Source organism: Streptomyces sp. NPDC088762 (assembly GCF_044750905.1).
Lineage (GTDB): Bacteria > Actinomycetota > Actinomycetes > Streptomycetales > Streptomycetaceae > Streptomyces.
The window spans coordinates 6,502-24,632 of record NZ_JBIVKT010000025.1; the positions used below are offsets into that span (position 1 = coordinate 6,502).

Genomic DNA, 18,131 nt, shown 5'->3' on the forward strand with positions numbered 1-18,131 from the left:
GGGCGCCTTGGGCGCCTTGGGCGCCTTGGGCGCCTTGGGCGCCTTGGGCGCCTTGGGCGCCTTGGGCGCCTTGGGCGCCTTGGGCGCCTTGGGCGCCTTGGGCGCCTTGGGCGCCTTGGGCGCCTTGGGCGCCGCCCGCCTCCAGGGCGGCGTGCGGTTCCCTGCCTGCCGCCGCGCCCCCGGTCAGCAGGTCGGACAGCCGTCCCGCGGGGAACGGCGGCGGGGGCAGGGTGAGCGTGTGGTGGTGGGCGGTGTGCCGGTGCAGCGTCGGCGTGAACGGCGGCAGCATCGCGAGGGCGGCGTCGAGCGCGGCGGGGGTGAGCCTGCCGTGGAGGTCGAGGGAGGTCGGAGGGCCGGGTGTGAGGACCACGGTCATGGCCACGGTGGCGGCCATCGGCTTCCCTCCTCTTCCCTTTCGGCTTCGGACACATGTGGGGACTCGTGGGGGACACGGCCGGACATGGTCTGTTGCCGAGGATTCTTCCGGCCGGTCCTCGGCCCGTCCTTGAGCGCGCATCGAGCGCCGGACAGCCCTACCGGATGCGGAAGTTGGCCATCATGCCCATCGCCGAGTGGTCCAGGAGGTGGCAGTGGTAGACGTACGTCCCCTTGTACGTGTCGAAGGTGGCGTGCAGCTTCACCGTCTCGCCCGGGAAGAGGCGGACCGTGTCCTTCAGCCCGGCCTCGGCCGGCCCGACCGGGGCGCCGTTGCGCTCCAGCACCCGGAACTGCACGAGGTGCATGTGGAAGTTGTGCGGAACGATCTTGTTCGCGTTGGTGACCGTCCAGATCTCCGAGGTGCCGTGCGCGATGGTCTGGTCGATGCGCTGCGCGTCCCAGACCTGGCCGTCCATGAGCCCCCGCGGCTCCTGCCGGCCGTCCTCGTCCATGCTGAGGACGATGTTGCGCTGCACGGTGGCCGCCGGCATGGCCGGCAGCGTGCGCAGCACGTCCGGCACCCGGCTCGGGTCGGAGGCGGTCCGCACGACGTCGAAGCGCAGCACCTTGCCCACCTGGTCCGGCGTTCCGGGTCCCAGGGTGTTCTCCAGCACGATCTTCGTGCCGACGGGGTACCGGGAGAAGTCGATGACCACGTCCGCCCGCTCGGCCGGCGACAGTCCGACGGTGTCGGTCGTGAAGGGGCGTTCCAGCAGTCCGCCGTCCGTCCCGATCTGGATCATCTGGCCGCCGTCCGACAGGCGCAGCTGGAAGAAGCGCATGTTGGAGGAGTTCAGCAGCCGGAAGCGGTACTTGCGGGCGGCCACCTCGAAGTACGGGCTGGGGCGGCCGTTGGCCAGGATGGTGGTCCGGCCGAAGACGTCGTCCATGGCGTAGACCAGCTGTCCGGACTCGTCGAAGCGGGCGTCGCGGAGCGCGATCGGGACCTCGTACTGGCCGGCCGGCAGCGGCAGCGACCGCTCGTTGTCGTCGGAGAGCAGGTAGGTGGCGGACAGGCCGCGGAAGACGTGCTCCGACTCCATGTGGTGCGCGTGGTCGTGGAACCAGAGTCCGGCGCCCGGCTGCTGGTTCGGGTAGGTGTACGTGCGCGAGGTGCCCGGCCCGAAGGTGTCCATCGGACCGCCGTCGTTCTCCGGTGAGACGCTGCCGCCGTGCAGGTGGACCGAGACCGGCATGGTGAGGGTGTTGCGGTGCCGGATCACCACCTTCCGTCCGCTGCGCGCCCGCAGCACCGGGCCCGGGAAGTGGCCGTCGTAGGTGAGGACCTTGGTCTGCACCCCGGGGATGATCTCGCGGGCCACCTCCCTGATGGTGACGGCGTACGTGTCCTGGCCGCCCAGCTGGGATATCGGCGAGAGCACGGGCAGCGTCGGCATCCGCACGGTGAAGGGCGGCGGAACGGTGACGGCCCCCGCGGCGGCGGCGGTGGCCTGCGCGGATCCGGCGCCGAGCAGCGGCGTCAGCCCACCGGCGGTGAGCAGGCCGGCGCCGGTCGCGGCGATGGCGCCGCCGAGCACGCTGCGTCTGGTGACCATGGTTCGTCCTCCTGGGAAGGGGTGGGGTGCGCGGGCCGCCCGGGGCAGGGCCGATCGCGCTGCGGGCAGCCGGTGAGCGGTACTCCTCGCACAGGCGGCGCGCCGCGAGTGCACCAGACCCGGCTTGCGCATCGCTCGAGCCCAGATGGTGTGGGGGCGTTCGGCGTTGCGCGGGCCTTGCGGGGCCTGGGCAAGGCTCCTCGTGCGTACGTACGACCGCGTACGCGTGACGCGTGCCGCCGACCGGGGCGGCCGCCGGGGGAGGCACCCATGGATCTGAACGACCTGCACGACTTACGCGACTGGCTGCCGCGCGCGCTCGGGGTGGCCGAGCGGTGGGGCGGGCAGTTCGGCCCGTACGAGACCCACGACGCGCACCGGGTCGACCCGGACGCGTTCACCGAGGCCTTCGACCGCCTCGCCAAGCGGATGGACCACAACTATCCGTTCTTCCACCCGCGTTACGCCGGACAAATGGTCAAGCCGCCACACCCGGCGGCCGTCACCGGCTACCTCACCGCCATGCTCTTCAACCCCAACAACCACGCCGCCGAGGGCGGGCCCGCGACCACCGAGATGGAGCGCGAGGCCGTCGCCGCCCTGGCCGGCATGTTCGGGCTGGACGCGCACGTCGGGCACCTCACCACCAGCGGCACGATGGCCAACCTGGAGGCCCTGTACGTCGCCCGGCAGCTGCACCCGGACCGCGGGATCGCCTACGGCTCCGAGTGCCACTACACCCACGAGCGGATGTGCCACGTCCTGGGCATGGAGGGCCACCGCATCCCGGCCGACGCGCACGGCCGCATCGACCTCGGCGCTCTGGAGGACGCGCTGCGCGGCGGCCGGATCGGCACCGTCGTCGTCACCACCGGCACCACCGGCCTGGGGGCCGTCGACCCCGTGCACGAGGTGCTGCCGCTGGCGCGCCGGTACGGGGCGCGGGTGCACGTCGACGCGGCGTACGGCGGCTTCTACGCGATCCTCGGCCGGGCGGGCACCGGTGAGGTCGACCCCGCCCCCTGGCAGGCGATCGCCGGATGCGACTCGGTGGTCGTGGACCCGCACAAGCAGGGGCTGCAGCCGTACGGCTGCGGGGCGGTGCTCTTCCCGGACCCCCGCGCCGGGCGGCACTTCGCGCACGACTCGCCGTACACCTACTTCACCGACGCGGAGCTGCACCTGGGCGAGATCAGCCTGGAGTGCTCGCGGGCGGGCGCGGCGGCGGCCGCCCTGTGGCTGACCCTGCAACTGCTGCCGCTGACCCCGGACGGCTTCGGGCGGATCCTCGCCGCGAACCGGCGGGCCGCGCTGCGCTGGGCGGACCTGCTGACCGCGTCCGGCGAGCTGGAGCTGTACCAGCGCCCGGACCTGGACATCGTGACGTACTTCCCGGCGACCGCCGACGGCTCCCTGTCCTCGATCGACGCGGCGTCACAGCGGTTGCTGCGCGACGGCATGACGGCGGAGGCGGACCCCGTGTTCCTGAGCGTGCTGCGCGCGGACGCGGACGCGTTCGCCCACCGCCACCCGCGCGTGGTGCGGGACGCGGAGGCGGCCCGGGTGATCCGCAGCGTCCTGATCAAGCCGGAGTCCGAGCACTACCTGCCGACCCTGCACGCCCGGGTGGCAGAGCTCGCGGCCCGTGCCCGCGCCACGCCCTGACCGCCTCGTCCACCCTCCTCCATCCACCCTCCAACCCCGTCACCCGACCGGAGGTCTCCCTTGTCCGCCTTCTCTTCCCCGTCCGTGAACCGGCCCGCCCCATCGGCCGTCGCCCACCTCTCCGAGCTCCTCGCCACCGCCTTCCAAGAGGACGCGCTGACCCGCTGGATGATCCCCGACGAGCGGCTGCGAGCCGAGCTCCTGCCCGGCTTCTTCCGGGTGTTCGTGGAACTGTCCGCCGCCCACGACGGGGTGCTCACCACCCCGGACGGCGACGCGGTGCTGCTCTTCCTGCCTCCCGGCGCCGAGCCGGACGGGGCGGCCCTGGACGCGGCCTTCGCCGCCGCCCTGGGCGAGCACGCGGAGGCGCTGCGCACCATCGCCGGCCTCCAGGAGGAACGCCATCCGCACGGCCCGCCGCACTACTACGTCTCCTTCGGGGCGGTCCGCCCCGGCCGGCAGCAGGCGGGCCTGATCTCCGGACTCCTCGGCCGGCTGCTGGCCCGCGCCGACGCCGAGGGCGTCGCCGTGTACGCGGAGGCCAGCTCCCCGGGCGGCGAGGCCGCGACCCGGCGCGCCGGCTTCGAGCGCCTGGGCGGGGACATCGCCCTGCCCGGCGGAGGACCCGTACTGCGACCCATGTGGAGGGACCCCCGATGAGGGGCGACGATCTGATCCAGTCGTGGACCGCCGGCGAGATAGCCCGCGGCGAGGCACCCGCGGAGCACCTCGGCCCGCTGCTCCAAGTGCTCCTGTGGAGCCGGGACTTCCTGGTCTCCAGCCACCCCGAACTGGGCCGCACCGGCCCGGTGTGTCCGTACACCCAGCCCTCGCTGCGCAAGGAGCTGTTCCACCTGGCCCTGCCGTCCGCCGACTGCGAGGACCTGGCCTCGGCGGTCGACTCGCTGCGCACCCGCCACGCGGCCCTCTCGGAGCCGCTGTCGCCGGAGGACCGCGAACTGCTGACCATCCTCCTGGTCCTGCCGGGCTTCGACCCGACGGACTCGGTGGAGCTCGACGAACTCCAGCGCAAGGCGAAGGACGAGTTCGTGGCGGAGGGGCTGATGATCGGCCAGTTCCACCCGGTGTGCGAGGAACCGGGCCTCTACAACGAGGACTTCCGCCCGCTGCGCGCCCCGCTGCCCCTGCTGGCGGTCCGCAAGCTGCTGGTCTTCGACCTCCCCTTCCTGGTGAGCGACGACTCCCACATGGACCACTACCTGCAGCGCTTCGCTCCGGCCATTCCCGCCCGCATCCGGGACCAGCTGGTGAGCCGGGTGGTGACCGCCTGACCGCTGCCCTCGTACGGTTCCGGCCCCGGTGGCGCACACCGCCGGGGCCGGACGTACGTCCGAAACCACTCCCCTCTGTGCCCGGCATCCGAACGCAGGCTTGTCGGACCCGGCGGTAACGATCACGCTTCCCCCTGCCGGGCCCGCAGCTGTCGGGGCCCGTGCTTCTTGGATCGCGACGTGCGGAGGCGCAGTGACGGAGACGGTGGACGCGCCGGGCGTCGAGGCGGTGGTGCGGGGTGACGCGGCACTGCTGGAGGAAGACCTGGCCGGTTTCCTCGGCTCGCTGACCGTCGCACCGGCGGGGGCGCACCGGGGCCCGGCGGCCTCGGCTTCTGCTTCGGCCTCGGTGTACGAGGCCGCGCTGCGGCGTTCCCTGTACGAGCCGGTCGCGGACGCGGTCGGCTCCAAGGTGGGCCAGGAGGCCCTGCCGCCCGCCGCCGGGGCGCCGGGGAGCGGCCGGGCCCCGCTGCGCCCCTCGATGGTGTACTGGGCCTACCGCAACTACCGGGGCTTCCCCGACGAGCCCGGCCACGAAGCCTGCGCGGCGGATCTGGCGGCGGTGCGCCGTGCGGCCGTCGCCGTACGGATCCTGCTGAAGGCGGCCGTCGCGCTCGACGACATCCAGGACGGCAGCGGCATCCGCTACGGCGAGGCCGCGCTCCACGTCACCCACGGCATACCGCTGGCCCTCAATGCCGGCTCCTGGCTGATCACGGCCGCCCTGGGGCACGCGGCCGATCCCGCCGTCGTGGCGAGCCTGCTGCGGGCCGTCGGCGAGGGCCTGACCGGCCAGGCCGTCGACATGTCCACGCGCTCGCCGGCCACCCGCGCCGAGCTGATGGCCGCGCCCCACGCGGCGCGCGTGGAGTTCTGGGAGGCGACGGCCGCCCTCAAGACCGGGACGCTCTTCCGGATGCCGCTCGACGCGGCGGTGGCAGCCCTCGGCGTCGCCCCGGACGAGCGGCGCGCACTGGACGACGCCATGCGCCGGCTCGGCCTGGCGAGCCAGCTGTTCAACGACCTCACCGACTTCGTGCCGGAGCTCGGCGGGGCCAATACCCACGAGGACTTCGACGGGCTCGGCAACCGGGTCTGCCTCGAACTGCTCGACTCGGCGCCCCCCGCACCGCACGCTCCGGGCGAGCCGGCCGGCCCGTGGCTGAAGCCGTTCGTCCTCGGCCATCCGAAGCTGGAGGAGACGCTGCTCGCGCTCGCCGCGGAGGCGGTGGAACTGAAGCGCGCGGCCAAGGAGGCCGTGCACGCCGTGTGCCGCTCCGAGCGCAGCGCCGCGTACTTCGACGTGACCATCGAGCGCAAGGGGCACCTCATCGACCGGCTGTACCGGACGGTCCGGCAGCGGAGCGGCGCATGAGCGCCCCGGTGGCCGAGCGCCTGCGGGCCGGCACCCGCGCCTGGCACGACGACCTGGAGAGCACCCGGTTCGCGACCGCCCTGACCGCCGGGACCCTCCCGCTCGACCGGTACGTCGGGCAGCTCGCCGCCTACCGCGTGGTGCTGGAGGCGCTCGAAGACGAGCTGTCGCGCGCCGCCGGCCCGTGCGTCGGCCAGGTGTGGTCGCCGGACCTGGGCAAACTGCCCCTCGTCGAACGCGACCTGAGGCACTTCGCCGACGCCGGCAGCGCCCCGGTGCCCTGGGCGGCCGCGGAGGCGGCGGCGTTCGCGCGGGAGATCCGCAGCACGGCGGCGTCGGACCCCCGGGGGCTGCTCGGGTTCCTGTACGTCATGGAGGGCTCCACGCTCGGCGGCCTGGTCCTGCGCCCGTACGTCACCGAGGCCTACGGGCTGCACACCGGGGACGGCGTGGCCTATTACGGCAGCGGCGACCGCGCACGCTGGGCGCGTTTCACCGCCCGCCTGAACGAGGCGCTCACCGAACCCGCCGCGCAGGACCGCGTCATGGCCGCCGCCCGGCAGGCCTACCGGCACACGGCCGCGATCACCCGGGCCCTGTCCGCGGGCCTTCCCCCAGGGTGAACCGCCCCCGGGGGGTGTCTACGCCCGCGCGGCCGCGAGGCAGTCCTCCAGGAAGGTCAGGACCCGCAGGTGGTAGGCGGGGGCGGTGTGGCCCAGGCTGATGTTGTGGCCCGCGGCGGGGAGGTGGTCGACCGTGACCGACGGGGCGGCCGTCAGGCGGGCGGTCATCGCCGACAGGGTGGGGGCGTCGAGGTGCCACCAGGCCTCGTGTTCCGCGAAGGTGAGGCGGACCGGGACGCGGACGCGCGGGGCCAGTTCCTCGTACTGGCCGGGCCAGCGCAGAGTTTCCGCCGACTCGCGCGGCGGGGTCGGGGCCAGCAGGGTGCGGCTGGCCTGGAAGGTGCCGCGCGGGTAGAGGTTCAGGGGACCCCAGTTGAGCTTGGTGGCGCCGCCGCCCAGCGTGGACGGGAAGTGCAGGGCCTGCGGGTTGTACCGGTAGCCGACGCCCGAGGCGTCCAGGCCCAGCAGCGGCACACCGCCGTCGGTGGCCGCCGTGTGCAGGGCGACCTTGCCGCCGTCGGAGTGACCGAGCAGGAAGACCCCGGCGCCGATCTCGTGCTCGGCGGCGTGCTCCTTGAGGGCCGCGTGGAGGGTCTCCGCCTGGCCGGCCAGCGTCTGGCCCTCGGGCAGCAGGTTCGCCGAGTCCCCGTACCCCGGGCGGTCGACCGCCAGGACCGCGTGGCCCAGGCTCGTGGCCAGGGGGACGAAGGAGTCCCAGTACGCCGCCCGCATGCCGCGGCCGTGGATCGCCAGGATCGTGGAGCGGGGGGCACCGCCGTGCGGGAGGGCCAGGAGCGCCGACAGCGGGATGCCCGCCGCGTTCAGCGTGTACGGGCGTACGCCGCCCAGGAGTTTCGTCATCGGACCGCCAGCCCCTTCCGCGCACCGTCCATCGCGTCCACCCACACCGCGGGCGAGCCGGTGCGCAGCAGCGAGGTGCCCACCAGCAGGCCCCCGAAGCCGGCGTCCAGGAGGCCGGCGGCGGTCTGCGGGCTGTCGATGCCGCTCGCGCTGACCGGGCAGGCGGCGCCGGCCTCGCGGACCGCCGGCAGCAGGTCCAGGGAGCGGCCCAGGTCGCCGGCGCCGCGCTCCCGCGTCTTGATGTCCTTGTTGTTGACCGCGATCACGCATTCCTCGGGGTGGTGCACCGAGGCGAGCTCGGCCTCGTTCGTTATCTCGACGAAGGGGGTGAGCCCGGTCAGCAGGCACTCCGTCACCAGCGTCCGCATGCTCGACGCCGGCAGCAGCGCCGCCGTCAGCAGCACCGCGGACGCGCCGAGCTCCTTCGCCGTGCGGACCTGGTCCTTCCTGGTGATGAAGTCCTTCTGCAGGAGCGGGAGGTCGGTCAGCGCCGCCACGTCCCGCAGCAGCGCCGGCGAGCCGCCGAACCAGCGGCCCGTCACCACCGAGATGCAGGGGGCGCCCGCCGTCTCGTACGCCCCCACGATCGCGGCCGGCGTCCGGCCGCCGACCAGGTCGTAGCCGTGGGCGTCGCGCCGCTTCACCTCCATCACCACGGGCGTCCGGGAGGCCTGGAGGGCCTCGAGAAAAGGGAAGCCGGTCCGGTTCTGCTTCGTCATCGCGACAGCTCCAGCTGGGGGTGGTCGGGGATGCGGGCCGTACGGGCGCCCGTGCGCCAGGCGCGGGCCAGGGCGGCGATCTGCGGGACGCCGAAGGCTCCGGTCGCCCCGTCGCGGGCGGCGGTGTCCACGTCGACTCCGCGGAACAGGGGGTGGCGTACGACCTCCTCGTACGCGGGGCGGTTGGCCGGGGTCAGGCCGCCCGCCAGCAGGAACGGCCGGGTCAGCCGGGGCAGCAGGGCCGTGACGCGGTCCGGGTCGAGGGCGGCGCCGGTGCTGCCGATCCGGCCGTCGCCGGTGGCGGTGTCGAGGAGGAAGAGGTCGGTGCCGGCCCGGTCGTAGGCTCCGATCAGGGGGCGTTCGACACAGCTGCCGCCCTCCTCGACGTGCAGCACCTTGACGATGCCGACCTCCGCGGGGAGCGCCTCGCGCAGCGCCCGTACGACCGTCGGCGGCTGGTAGGCGTGGAGCTGGACCCAGCCGGCGCCGGTGCGCCGCACGATCGCGGCGAGCTCACCGGCGTCGGCCAGGAAGGTGACCAGGACCGGCAGGAGGCCGGCCGAACGGGCCGCCGCCGCGAGGGCGGCGAGCCCGTCCTGGTCCAGCTCGGAGGGGCCGCCGGGTACGCCGTGCCAGAGCCCGACGCAGTCCGCCCCGGCGGCCGCCGCCGCTTCGATGTCCTGCGGGGCCGTGGCCCCGCAGACCTTCAGCAGCGTCCGGGACAGCGGGCGGGTGGTGCTCACTTGCCCAGCCCCAGGGTCGAGGCGATGCGGTTGTACTGGATCTCGTTCGTGCCGGAGTAGATCGTGCCTCCGACGGCGTTGCGCACTTCCTGCTCCAGGCCGAACTCCGCCATGTAGCCGTGGCCGCCGAAGATCTGCACGGCGCTGATGCTGGCGGCCAGGTTGGCCTCGCTGGTGACGAGCTTGGCGATGGCGAGGTCCTGGGTGACGTTCTCGCCCGCCTGCAGCTTCTCGCCCGTGTCGTAGAGCCACTTGCGGGCGGTCTCCAGCTGGATCTTCATGTCGACGATCTTGTTGGCGATCGTCTGGTACGAACCGATCGCCTTTCCGAACGACTTACGCGTCTTCGCGTAATCGACACACCGTTCCAGCCGGTGCTGCATCTCGCCCACGTTGACGATGAAGGAGAAGAGGATCTCCCGCTTCATCACGTGGTCCATCACCATGAACCCGCCGCCGACCCGGCCCAGCACCGCGCTCCTGGGCACCCGTACGTCGTCGAAGAACAGCTCGCTGATCGGCGAGGTCCGCAGGCCCATCTTCTTGATGGGCTTGCCGGCGGTGATTCCGGGGGTCCTGCGGTCCACCAGGAACGCCGTGGTCCCCAGCGGGCCGCCGTCGGGGTGGGTCCGGGCGTAGACCACGACCACGTCGGCGATCGGTCCGTTGCTGACGAAGACCTTGCTGCCGTTGATGACGAAGTCGTCCCCGTCACGCACGGCCCTGGTGGCCATCGCCATGGCGTCCGAGCCGCCCTCGGCCTCGGTGATGGCGTGGGCGCCGATCGCCTCGCCCGAGCAGATCAGGGGCAGCCAGCGCTCCTTCTGCTCGACGGTGCCGAACTGCTGGAGCGGGATTCCCGTGGAGCAGATGGACGTGGTGACCGAGAAGCTGAGGCCCGAGTCGCGGTTGTACTCGCCGAGGCCTTCCAGCACGTACATGGTGGTGAGGATCGACTGCCCGAGGCCTCCGTGGTCCTCGTCGAAGGGCAGTCCCAGGATCCCGGTCTTCTGGACGAGCTTCCACTTGTCCTCCGAGAAGGCGGACTGCTCGTCGAGTTCGATGTGGTCTGCGCTGAGTGCGTCTCCCCACCTCTCCAGGCCTTCGCGCAGATCTGCCTGGTCGGCGTTCCAACGGATCACGACGACCCCTTTTGATTCGATTGGCTTTGATTCGGTGATGGTGCGGATGAGTGGTGCGGCGGGCGCCGCCTCAGTAGGCGGAGGAGGTGTGCGCGTCGAGGCTGTGGACCTCGTCGCCGCGCAGGGCGGGAGAGAAGACGCAGACCAGGCGCAGGTCCTCGTGCGGGCTGGCGACGAGGTAGTGGGCGTCGTGCTGGTCGAGTGCGTACATGCGGCCGGGGACTATCTCGTGCGAGGTGCCGTCGAGTTCGATGACCTCGCCGGAGCCCTCGATGCAGTAGCAGGCCTCGAGGTGGTTGACGTACTCCAGGCGGGACTTGGTGCCGGCCAGCACGGTGGTGTCGGTGAGCGAGTAGCCCAGGCCGTCCTCGGCGAGGAGGAAGCGGCGGCTGAGGCCGTTGCCCCACTCGACGGTCTTCACGGACTCGATGTCGCGAACGATCATGGCAATCTCCCGGTGTGAGGGTGGTGCTCGGATGTTTCGGATGAGGGGTGGAGCTCTCTTTCCCGCCGGTCAGGCGGTTCGGTGCGGTGCTGCGGGCAGGACCGAGCGGACGAATCCGCGGAAGGCCCCGGTCACGTCGGTGCCGGCCTCCTGGGCCCGCTCGACGGCGGCGACCGCGGCGGAGCCGATGATCGCGGCGTCGGCGCCGGCGGCTCCGACGGCCTCCACGTCCTGCCGTGTGCTGACCCCGAAGCCGACGGCGATCGGGGACGTCGTGTGCGCCCGGAGTCCGGTGACCGTCTGCGCCAGCGCGGCATGGCCGGCGGCGGGTGCGGTCCCGCTGCGTCCGTAGTGGGCGACGAGATAGAGGTAGGCGGAGGCCTGTGCGGCGGCCTGGGCCTGGGTCTGCGGCGGGCTCTTGGTGTAGCAGGTGGTGACGACCGGGAGTCCGGCCTCCGCGGCCGACTCCAGGTGCGTCTCGCGCAGCCGCGGGGGGAGCGCGTGGACGAGGAGTCCGTCCGCGCCGGCCGCGGCGATCTCGCGGGTGGCGCCGGCCAGGTCCCGGTGCTTGAGGGAGTGGCTCCAGTCGGCGAGCAGGGCGATCCGCAGGTGCGCCAGCTGCGGCCGTACGTCCGCGATGAACGCGAGTACGTCGTCCAGGCCGGCGCCGCCGCGGTCCAGTGCCCGGCGCGCGGAGCGCCGGATGACCGGGCCGTCGGTGACCGAGTCGGGGAAGGGGACGGCCAGTTCGAGGCAGTCCACGCCCTCCTCGTCGAGCATCAGGACCAGGTCGCGCAGGACTGGCAGGGGCGGGTCGCCCGCGTTGAGGAACAGGGCGAGTCCGGGCGGACCGCCGGGGGTGCGGCGGGCGAAGAAGGGGGCCGGGGCCGGCGTGGCGGTCGGGGCGGAGCCCGTCCCCGCCGTCGGGGCCGGCGCCGCGGGCCTAGGCACGGGCCACCGCCAGGGTGCGGGGGGCGGTGGGGGCCGGGGCGGCCGCCAGGCGCTGCGCCAGGTCGTGGGCGGCGCCGGAGCGGACCGCCTCCTCGGCGACGGAGACCGCCGAGAGCCAGTCCCGGCGGGTGCCGGAGGCCACCACCAGGGCGGCCGCGCCCAGGCAGACCGTACGGGTGGCCACCCTGCCCGCCGCTCCGGAGAGCACGGACAGGAAGTGGTCGACCGCTCCGGCCGGGTCGGCGGCCGGCCGCAGGTCCCCGAAGGAGCCGTCGCCGGGGGTGAGTTCGCCCGGCCGGATGGTCCGGGCCGATCCGTCTGCCCCGTGGACGGTGTTGGTCGCGAAGGGCAGCAGCTCGTCCGCACCGGTGTCGTTCGAGGTGAGCCAGATCCGGCGGGTGGTGGTGGTCGCGGCGAGCTGCCGCAGGGTGTCGAGGGGCGCGGCCGCCGAGACCCCGGTGACCTGGGCGGCCACCGGCAGGTCGGCGAGGAACGGGCCCAGCGCGTTCAGGAAGCGGCCGAAGGGCTTCATGCTGTACGGCGCCACGGTCCGCGCCAGCCGGGTCAGTTGCGCCGGGTAGACGAACGGCCCGGCGAAGGCGATCCCGTAGGCGGCGAGGGTGTCCTCGGTCTGGGCGTAGGAGGAGGTGAGACGGACACCGAGCCGTTCCAGCAGGTCGACGGAGCCGAGCGAGCTGGTGTAGGCGCGGGAGCCCGTTTTGACGACCTTGACCCCGGCTGCCGCGGCGACGAACGCCGAGGCGGTGGAGATGTTGAAGGTCTTGGGCCCGCCGCCGGTGCCGACGACGTTCACGGTGCCCTCCCAGGGGGTGGTCACCGCCGCCGCCGGCCGGCGCTCGGCGAGCGAGTCCAGCAGGTGGCGCAGGGTCTGGTGGTCGGGGAGCCGGCTGGCCAGGGAGGCCAGCAGGGCGACGACCTCGGCCTTGTCCAGGCCGCCGTCGCCGAGCTGGTCCCACCAGGACCGCCAGGTCTCGCGGCCGACCGGGGCTCGCTGCTCCAGCAGGCCGGTGAGTGCGTCGTGCACGGTCGGTCTCCGTCTCGTCTCCGTCGGGGTGGGGGGCGGTGCGTTACGCGGCCGCGGTGCGGCGGGATTCGGCGATGAAGGTGTCGATCGCCTCGACGCTGCGGAAGTTGTTGGGGTCCAGGTCGGCGTCGCCGATGGCGAGCTCGAAGCGGTCCTCGACCCAGGCGATGAGCTTGAGGACGCCCAGGCTGTCGATGACCCCGTCGTTGAGCAGGTCGTGGTCGACCGCGAGCTCACCGGCGGCGGTTCCCGGGAGGAACTCGGTGATGACGAAGTTCTTGATGGTGTCGACGTTGCTCATGACGGGATTCCTTCGGCGAGAGGTGTGGCGACGGGTGTCGTCGTGGGTGCGGTGGTGTGGGCGGGCCGGTCGAGCCGGTCGAGCGCCTTGCGGTCGACCTTTCCGGTGGCCGTCTTCGGCAGCGGCGCGTCGGTGAGAACGAGCTGGTGCGGAACGGCGGCCCTGGGCAGGTGCCGGGCGCAGTGCGTGCGCAGTTGCAGGCCGGTCAGGGTGGAGCCGGGGGCCCGCTGCACGCCTGCGACGAGCCTCTTGCCGGCGATCGGGTCGGGCAGGGCGGCCACGCCCGCCTCGAGCACTCCGGGGTGTTCCTGCAGGACCCGTTCGATCTCGGCGGTGTTGACGGCGACTCCGCGCACCTTGACCTGGAAGTCGGTGCGTCCGGTCAGGTGCAGGGTGCCGGCGGCGTCGCGCCGTACGAGGTCGCCGGTGCGGAACCAGCGGCGGTCGTCGAGGCCGAGCGGGTGGCCGGTGAACTTGTCGGCGTGGCGGGTGCGGTCGAGGTAGCCGCGGGTCTGGAAGGGCGTGGAGACGTAGAGCTCTCCGCTGCCGGGCCCTTCGACGGGTGCGTGGGTGTCGGGGTCGATGATCAGGGCGTGCACGCCGGGCAGCGGGCGGCCGATGGGTACGGGCGGGAAGGCGGTGGCCGACGTGTCGACCTCGTGGACGAAGCTGTCGTTGGTCTCGGTGCAGCCGTAGATGTTGTGGATGCGGGCCTGCGGGAAGAGCTGGGGCAGGGCCGCGAAGACCCGGTCGGGGATGGCGTCGCCGGTGAACATGACGTGCTCGACGCCGGGGAAGGTGTCGCCGGTCTTGGCGGCCGCGTCCTGCAGCAGTCCGAAGGCCATCGGGACGGCCTGGACGACGTCGACGTCGTGGCGCAGGACCAGGTCGCGCAGGTGGCGGCCGTGGGCGGCCAGCGCCGGGTCGACGAGGACCACGCGTCCGCCGCGGGCCAGGGTGGTCCACACGTCGAGGAGGCACAGGTCGAAGTTGAGGGGGGCGTAGTTGAGGACGGTACGGCCGGGTCCGATCCCGAAGGCGTTGCCGGCCCAGCGGGTGAAGCGGTCCACGGCGTCCAGGCAGAGCGGGACGATCTTCGGCAGGCTGGTGGAGCCGGAGGTGGTGAGCATGAAGGCCACCTCGGAGGCCTCGTCGGCCGGCAGCGGCCGGGCCTCGACCTCCGGGTTGGGGGCGACCCGGGCGCTCTTCCCGCCGGGGGCGAGGACCTTGGCGCAGCCGGCCTGGGCGAAGAGGTCGGCGAGCAGGGTGTCGGCGAGGGCGGGCGACGGGAGCAGCAGGGGGCGCCGCGCCAGCAGACAGGCCAGTACGAGGGCCACCGCGGCGGGGGACTTGTCGGCGAGGACGCCGACGGGCACCCCGGGGGCGAGGTCCAGGAGCGCGAGCCGGTCGCGTTCCTTCCCGGCGAGCTCGTACAGCTCGCGGTAGCTGGTCTCCTCCCCGTTGAAGAGGAGCGCGGTGGCGTGGGGGCGGTCGCGGACCTGGGTCAGGAACCCGCCGAGCAGGCCCAGTTCGACTTCTGCGGGGCCGGTGCCCGCCGCGTCGGCCGTGGTCATCGGGGACCTCCTTCCGCGGGGGCGGCGAACTCGATCCAGCCGGACTTCACGGCGGCGCCCTTCGGCGTCTTGCAGGTGAAGCGGACGACGCGGGCCTCGGCGTCGGGCTGGAGGGTGATCTCCAGCGGGATGCCGGGGGGCACGGGGGCCGAGAAGCGGCAGCCGAGGCCGCGCACCCGGGCGGAGTCGCCGGCCGCGAAGCGGTCCACGGCCTCCTCCACCGCGAGGGCGACGACGCTCATGCCGTGCGCGATGACGGTGTCGAAGCCGGCCCCGCGGGCCGCGTCCTCGTCGAGGTGGATGGGGTTCAGGTCGCCGGAGGCGTGGGCGTACGTGCTGATCCAGTCGGTGGTCAGCTCGTGCACCGCGCTCTGCGGTTCGCCGGCGCCCAGCGGGGCGGGGGCGGCGGGGCCGCCCGCGATGTCCCCGAAGGGCTCCAGCAGGGTCGCGCCGACCAGCAGGGCGGAGATGACCAGTTCCGCGAAGGGCTCGGGGCCGTCCTCGCCGAACAGCCGGACCCGCAGGGCGATGCGGGCGCCGCGGGGCTCCTTGCGGATGCCGAGCACGTCGAGGCGTACGGTCACCTCCTCGCCGGGGCGGACCGGCCGCACGGTGCGGATGTCCTGGCCGAGGTGGACCACGGAGACCGGGCCGGGCTCGGCCTCGGTCAGCGCGGCGACGGTCTGCTCGGCCACCGTGTGGGCGAGGACGAAGGTGTGGACGGGCGAGGCCTGTCCGGGCCGGGCGGCCGGCAGTCCGCGCCGGGCGGCGCCGCGGTAGTCGGTGATCTCGGGCTCGGTGACGGTGAGCGTGCGGACCGGGGAGGGGAGCGTCAGGGTCGTCATACCGGCGTCACCACCACGGAGGAGTTGTGGCCGCCGAATCCGAAGGAGTTCGTGATCGCGGGTCCCGGGCGCACGGCGCGGGGTGCGCCGTGGACGACGTCGATGTCCATTCCTGGCTCCAGCTGTTCGTGGTTGGCGGTGGGCGGCACCTCGCAGTGGCGCATGGCCTGCACGGTGGCGATGAGCTCGACGGCCCCAGCGGCGCCGATGAGGTGGCCGATGACCGACTTGGGCGCGGTGACGGGCGGCTGGGCGGTGCCGAACACCTTGGTGAGGGCGGCGGCCTCGGACCGGTCGTTGTAGGGGGTGGAGGTGCCGTGCGCGTTGACGTGCACGATGTCGGAGGGGTCGAGGCCGGCGTCGGCGATGGCTCCGGCCATGGCGGCCGCGGCTCCCGCGCCGTCGGGGAGCGGCATCGCGAGGTGGTGGGCGTCGGCGGTGGCGGCGTACCCGGCGACGAGCCCGTACGTCTTCGCCCCGCGCGCCTTCGCGTCCTCCAGCCGTTCCAGTACGACGAACCCGGCTCCCTCGCCCATCACGAACCCGTCGCGGTCCTTGTCGAAGGGGCGCGAGGCGTGCTCGGGGTCGTCGTTGCGGAAGGAGACCGCGCTCAGGTTGCCGAAGCCGGCCAGCGTGACCGGGGTGAGCGTGTGCTCGGTGCCGCCCGCGATGACCAGGTCGGCGCGGCCGGTCTGGAGCAGCATCAGGGCGTGACCGATGGCATCGGCGCCGCTGGCGCAGGTGTTGGCGACGGTCAGGGCGGGACCGGTCCAGCCGAGCCGGATGGCGATCTGGGCGGCGGCCGCGTTGGGCATCGTCATCAACGGCATCAGCGGGTTGACCCGGGCCGGGCCGCCCTCGGTGAAGTGGGCGGACTCCAGGTCGCTGGTGGCGCGCCCGCCGACGGCGTTGCCGACGACGATGGCGGTGCGCCCGGCCTCGGCGGTGGGCGATCCCGCGTCCCGGTGGGCGGCGAGGGCCGCGGCCGTGCCGTAGTGGGCGAAGGGGTCCATCCGGCGGGCTTCCTTGGCCGGGACGAGTCCGGTGAGGCCGTCGAGGCCGCGGACCCGGCAGCCGATCCGTACCCGGTGGCGGCTGAGGTCGAAGTGGGTGAGCTCGGCGGCGGTGGACCGGCCGGCCCGCAGCGTGTGCCACAGCTCGTCCGGGGTGCACCCGCCGGGGGTGACCACGCCCATGCCGGTGATGGCTACGGGCGGCTGCGCCGAACTGCCCCTGGACGGTCCAGGCATGTCTGCTCCCTAAGGCGTGTGGGCGGTCGTCGCGAGGGCGGTCAGATGATCCGGCACTCGCGGGCCGACTTGATGAGGGCGTCGGCGGCGAAGTCGATGTCGGACGTGGTGTGCGCGGCGGTGATGGCGATGCGCAGCCGGGCCAGGTCGTTGGGGACGGCCGGGGTGACCACGGGCAGTCCGATCGCGCCGTTCTTGCGCAGGACGGTCGCGAGGTCGTAGGCGGACTCGTCGGAGCCGGCGATGACCGGGACGACCGCGGTCTCGCTGTCGACGGTGGAGATGCCGGCCTCATTGAGGAGCCCGCGGAAGCGCGCGGACTCGCGCTGGATGAACTGCACGCGCTCCGGCTCCCGCTGCATGATCCGCAGGGACTCCAGGGCGGCGCCGGTCTGCGCTCCGCCGAGGGCGGCGGAGAAGAGGAAGGGGCGGGCCGCGTAGCGCAGGTGGTGGAGGAGTTCGGCGGAGCCGGCGACCCAGCCGCCCATGGAGGGGATGGCCTTGGAGAGGGTGCCGAGCTTGATGTCGACCTTCGCCTCGTAGTGGAAGTGCTCCTCGATGCCCTTGCCGGTGGCGCCGATGACGCCGAGCGCGTGGGCCTCGTCGACCATCAGCAGCGCGTTGTGGGCGTCGCAGACCTTGCGCAGGTCGACCAGGGGGGCGATGTCGCCGTCCATGGAGTAGACGCTGTCGACGATGACGAGGCGGACGCCGGTGTCGGGGGCGGCGGCCAGGCGGCGCTCCAGGTGGGCGACGTCGTTGTGGCGGAAGCGGGTGACGGTGGCGCCGGAGAGCTTGCAGCCGTCGACGATGCTGGCGTGGTCGTACTTGTCGATGAAGACGGTGTCGCCGGGGCCGACGATGGCGCCGACGGTGCCGACGTTGGCGGCGTAGCCGGAACCGAAGACCATGGCCCGCTCGCGGCCGGCCACCTTGGCGACCTCGGCCTCCAGTTCCTCGTGCAGCGGGGTGGTGCCGGCCAGGGCGCGCACGCCGTGGTTACCGGTGCCGTAGAGGTCGACGGCGGCCTTGGCGGCCGCGACGACCCGCTCGTCGCCGGCGAGTCCGAGGTAGGAGTAGCCGGACATCATCAGCAGCCGGCGACCGTCCTGGTCCGCGTACGCGGAGTCCCGCTCGGCGGTGTAGGCGACGAAGCTGTTCTTGCGGTTGGGCTCGTACTCCAGGGACCGGACCCGGTCGCGGAAGTAGGCCAGCTTCGGCTCGAGGCGGTCCCAGGCGGCGGATGCGTTCACGTGCTTCTCCTCATCGCGATCGTCCGGCGGATCCGGAACTCCATCGGCGCCCC

The 18,131-nt window shown here is 73.3% G+C and carries 19 protein-coding genes; 5 read left to right on the forward strand and 14 right to left on the reverse strand.

The window, feature by feature from the left end; genetic code table 11:
- Both ACIP5M_RS34535 and ACIP5M_RS34540 read right to left on the reverse strand, forming a co-directional pair.
- On the reverse strand, positions 1-394 hold a 394-nt coding region (locus ACIP5M_RS34535), incomplete at its 3' end, for a hypothetical protein (protein WP_401204644.1).
- 139 nt (positions 395-533) lie between these two features.
- Positions 534-1,994, reverse strand: a complete 1,461-nt coding sequence (locus ACIP5M_RS34540) for a multicopper oxidase family protein (protein ID WP_401204647.1) — start codon at positions 1,992-1,994, stop codon at positions 534-536.
- A 270-nt stretch (positions 1,995-2,264) separates the two neighbouring features.
- Between ACIP5M_RS34540 and ACIP5M_RS34545 the strand changes: the two genes are divergently transcribed.
- The 5 genes from ACIP5M_RS34545 to ACIP5M_RS34565 all read left to right on the forward strand — a co-directional run bounded on the left by ACIP5M_RS34545 (position 2,265) and on the right by ACIP5M_RS34565 (position 6,949).
- Positions 2,265-3,659 (forward strand): pyridoxal phosphate-dependent decarboxylase family protein, encoded by a 1,395-nt coding sequence (locus ACIP5M_RS34545; RefSeq protein ID WP_401204650.1) that lies wholly within the window; start codon positions 2,265-2,267, stop codon positions 3,657-3,659.
- 60 nt (positions 3,660-3,719) lie between these two features.
- Positions 3,720-4,319, forward strand: coding sequence for a hypothetical protein (locus tag ACIP5M_RS34550; protein ID WP_401204653.1), 600 nt, complete (start codon positions 3,720-3,722; stop codon positions 4,317-4,319).
- Positions 4,316-4,951 carry a DUF6875 domain-containing protein gene (locus ACIP5M_RS34555; RefSeq protein ID WP_401204656.1) on the forward strand — a complete coding sequence of 212 codons (636 nt, stop codon included), beginning with the start codon at positions 4,316-4,318 and terminating at the stop codon, positions 4,949-4,951. The genes ACIP5M_RS34550 and ACIP5M_RS34555 overlap by 4 nt, the downstream gene beginning before the upstream one ends.
- A gap of 193 nt (positions 4,952-5,144) precedes the next feature.
- Entirely contained in the window at positions 5,145-6,326 is a 1,182-nt protein-coding gene (locus tag ACIP5M_RS34560) for a polyprenyl synthetase family protein (RefSeq protein ID WP_401204659.1), read from the forward strand.
- Positions 6,323-6,949, forward strand: a complete 627-nt coding sequence (locus ACIP5M_RS34565; RefSeq protein ID WP_401204661.1) for a biliverdin-producing heme oxygenase — start codon at positions 6,323-6,325, stop codon at positions 6,947-6,949. Before ACIP5M_RS34560 ends, ACIP5M_RS34565 begins: the two co-directional genes overlap by 4 nt.
- 18 nt (positions 6,950-6,967) lie before the next feature.
- Here the strand turns inward: ACIP5M_RS34565 and ACIP5M_RS34570 are convergent, their stop codons facing one another.
- The 12 genes from ACIP5M_RS34570 to ACIP5M_RS34625 all read right to left on the reverse strand — a co-directional run bounded on the left by ACIP5M_RS34570 (position 6,968) and on the right by ACIP5M_RS34625 (position 18,078).
- A complete protein-coding gene (locus ACIP5M_RS34570; protein ID WP_401204664.1) occupies positions 6,968-7,810 on the reverse strand; it encodes an alpha/beta hydrolase in 843 nt (280 codons plus the stop codon).
- On the reverse strand, positions 7,807-8,529 hold the full coding sequence (locus ACIP5M_RS34575; protein ID WP_401204666.1) for an indole-3-glycerol-phosphate synthase: 723 nt from the start codon (positions 8,527-8,529) through the stop codon (positions 7,807-7,809). Before ACIP5M_RS34575 ends, ACIP5M_RS34570 begins: the two co-directional genes overlap by 4 nt.
- Positions 8,526-9,272, reverse strand: coding sequence for an N-(5'-phosphoribosyl)anthranilate isomerase (locus tag ACIP5M_RS34580; RefSeq protein WP_401204668.1), 747 nt, complete (start codon positions 9,270-9,272; stop codon positions 8,526-8,528). The genes ACIP5M_RS34575 and ACIP5M_RS34580 overlap by 4 nt, the downstream gene beginning before the upstream one ends.
- Positions 9,269-10,414: an acyl-CoA dehydrogenase family protein gene (locus tag ACIP5M_RS34585; RefSeq protein ID WP_401204670.1), complete on the reverse strand. Its 1,146-nt coding sequence runs from the start codon at positions 10,412-10,414 to the stop codon at positions 9,269-9,271. Before ACIP5M_RS34585 ends, ACIP5M_RS34580 begins: the two co-directional genes overlap by 4 nt.
- A gap of 70 nt (positions 10,415-10,484) precedes the next feature.
- Positions 10,485-10,859: an ectoine synthase gene (locus ACIP5M_RS34590; protein WP_360869686.1), complete on the reverse strand. Its 375-nt coding sequence runs from the start codon at positions 10,857-10,859 to the stop codon at positions 10,485-10,487.
- Positions 10,860-10,928: 69 nt separating this feature from the next.
- Positions 10,929-11,810 carry a tryptophan synthase subunit alpha gene (trpA, locus tag ACIP5M_RS34595; RefSeq protein ID WP_401204672.1) on the reverse strand — a complete coding sequence of 294 codons (882 nt, stop codon included), beginning with the start codon at positions 11,808-11,810 and terminating at the stop codon, positions 10,929-10,931.
- On the reverse strand, positions 11,803-12,855 hold the full coding sequence (locus ACIP5M_RS34600; protein ID WP_401204675.1) for a hypothetical protein: 1,053 nt from the start codon (positions 12,853-12,855) through the stop codon (positions 11,803-11,805). Before ACIP5M_RS34600 ends, trpA begins: the two co-directional genes overlap by 8 nt.
- Before the next feature lie 43 nt (positions 12,856-12,898).
- Positions 12,899-13,156: a phosphopantetheine-binding protein gene (locus tag ACIP5M_RS34605; protein ID WP_382643707.1), complete on the reverse strand. Its 258-nt coding sequence runs from the start codon at positions 13,154-13,156 to the stop codon at positions 12,899-12,901.
- The gene (locus tag ACIP5M_RS34610; protein ID WP_401204678.1) at positions 13,153-14,730 is read right to left on the reverse strand and encodes an AMP-binding protein; all 1,578 of its coding nucleotides are present in this window, start codon (positions 14,728-14,730) and stop codon (positions 13,153-13,155) included. The genes ACIP5M_RS34605 and ACIP5M_RS34610 overlap by 4 nt, the downstream gene beginning before the upstream one ends.
- Positions 14,727-15,575: a MaoC/PaaZ C-terminal domain-containing protein gene (locus ACIP5M_RS34615; RefSeq protein WP_401204680.1), complete on the reverse strand. Its 849-nt coding sequence runs from the start codon at positions 15,573-15,575 to the stop codon at positions 14,727-14,729. Before ACIP5M_RS34615 ends, ACIP5M_RS34610 begins: the two co-directional genes overlap by 4 nt.
- Positions 15,572-16,825, reverse strand: a complete 1,254-nt coding sequence (locus ACIP5M_RS34620) for a beta-ketoacyl-[acyl-carrier-protein] synthase family protein (protein WP_401204683.1) — start codon at positions 16,823-16,825, stop codon at positions 15,572-15,574. Before ACIP5M_RS34620 ends, ACIP5M_RS34615 begins: the two co-directional genes overlap by 4 nt.
- 41 nt (positions 16,826-16,866) lie before the next feature.
- Complete coding sequence (locus tag ACIP5M_RS34625) at positions 16,867-18,078, reverse strand: aminotransferase class I/II-fold pyridoxal phosphate-dependent enzyme (protein WP_401204686.1); 1,212 nt, start codon at positions 18,076-18,078, stop codon at positions 16,867-16,869.
- Positions 18,079-18,131 lie beyond the last annotated feature (53 nt).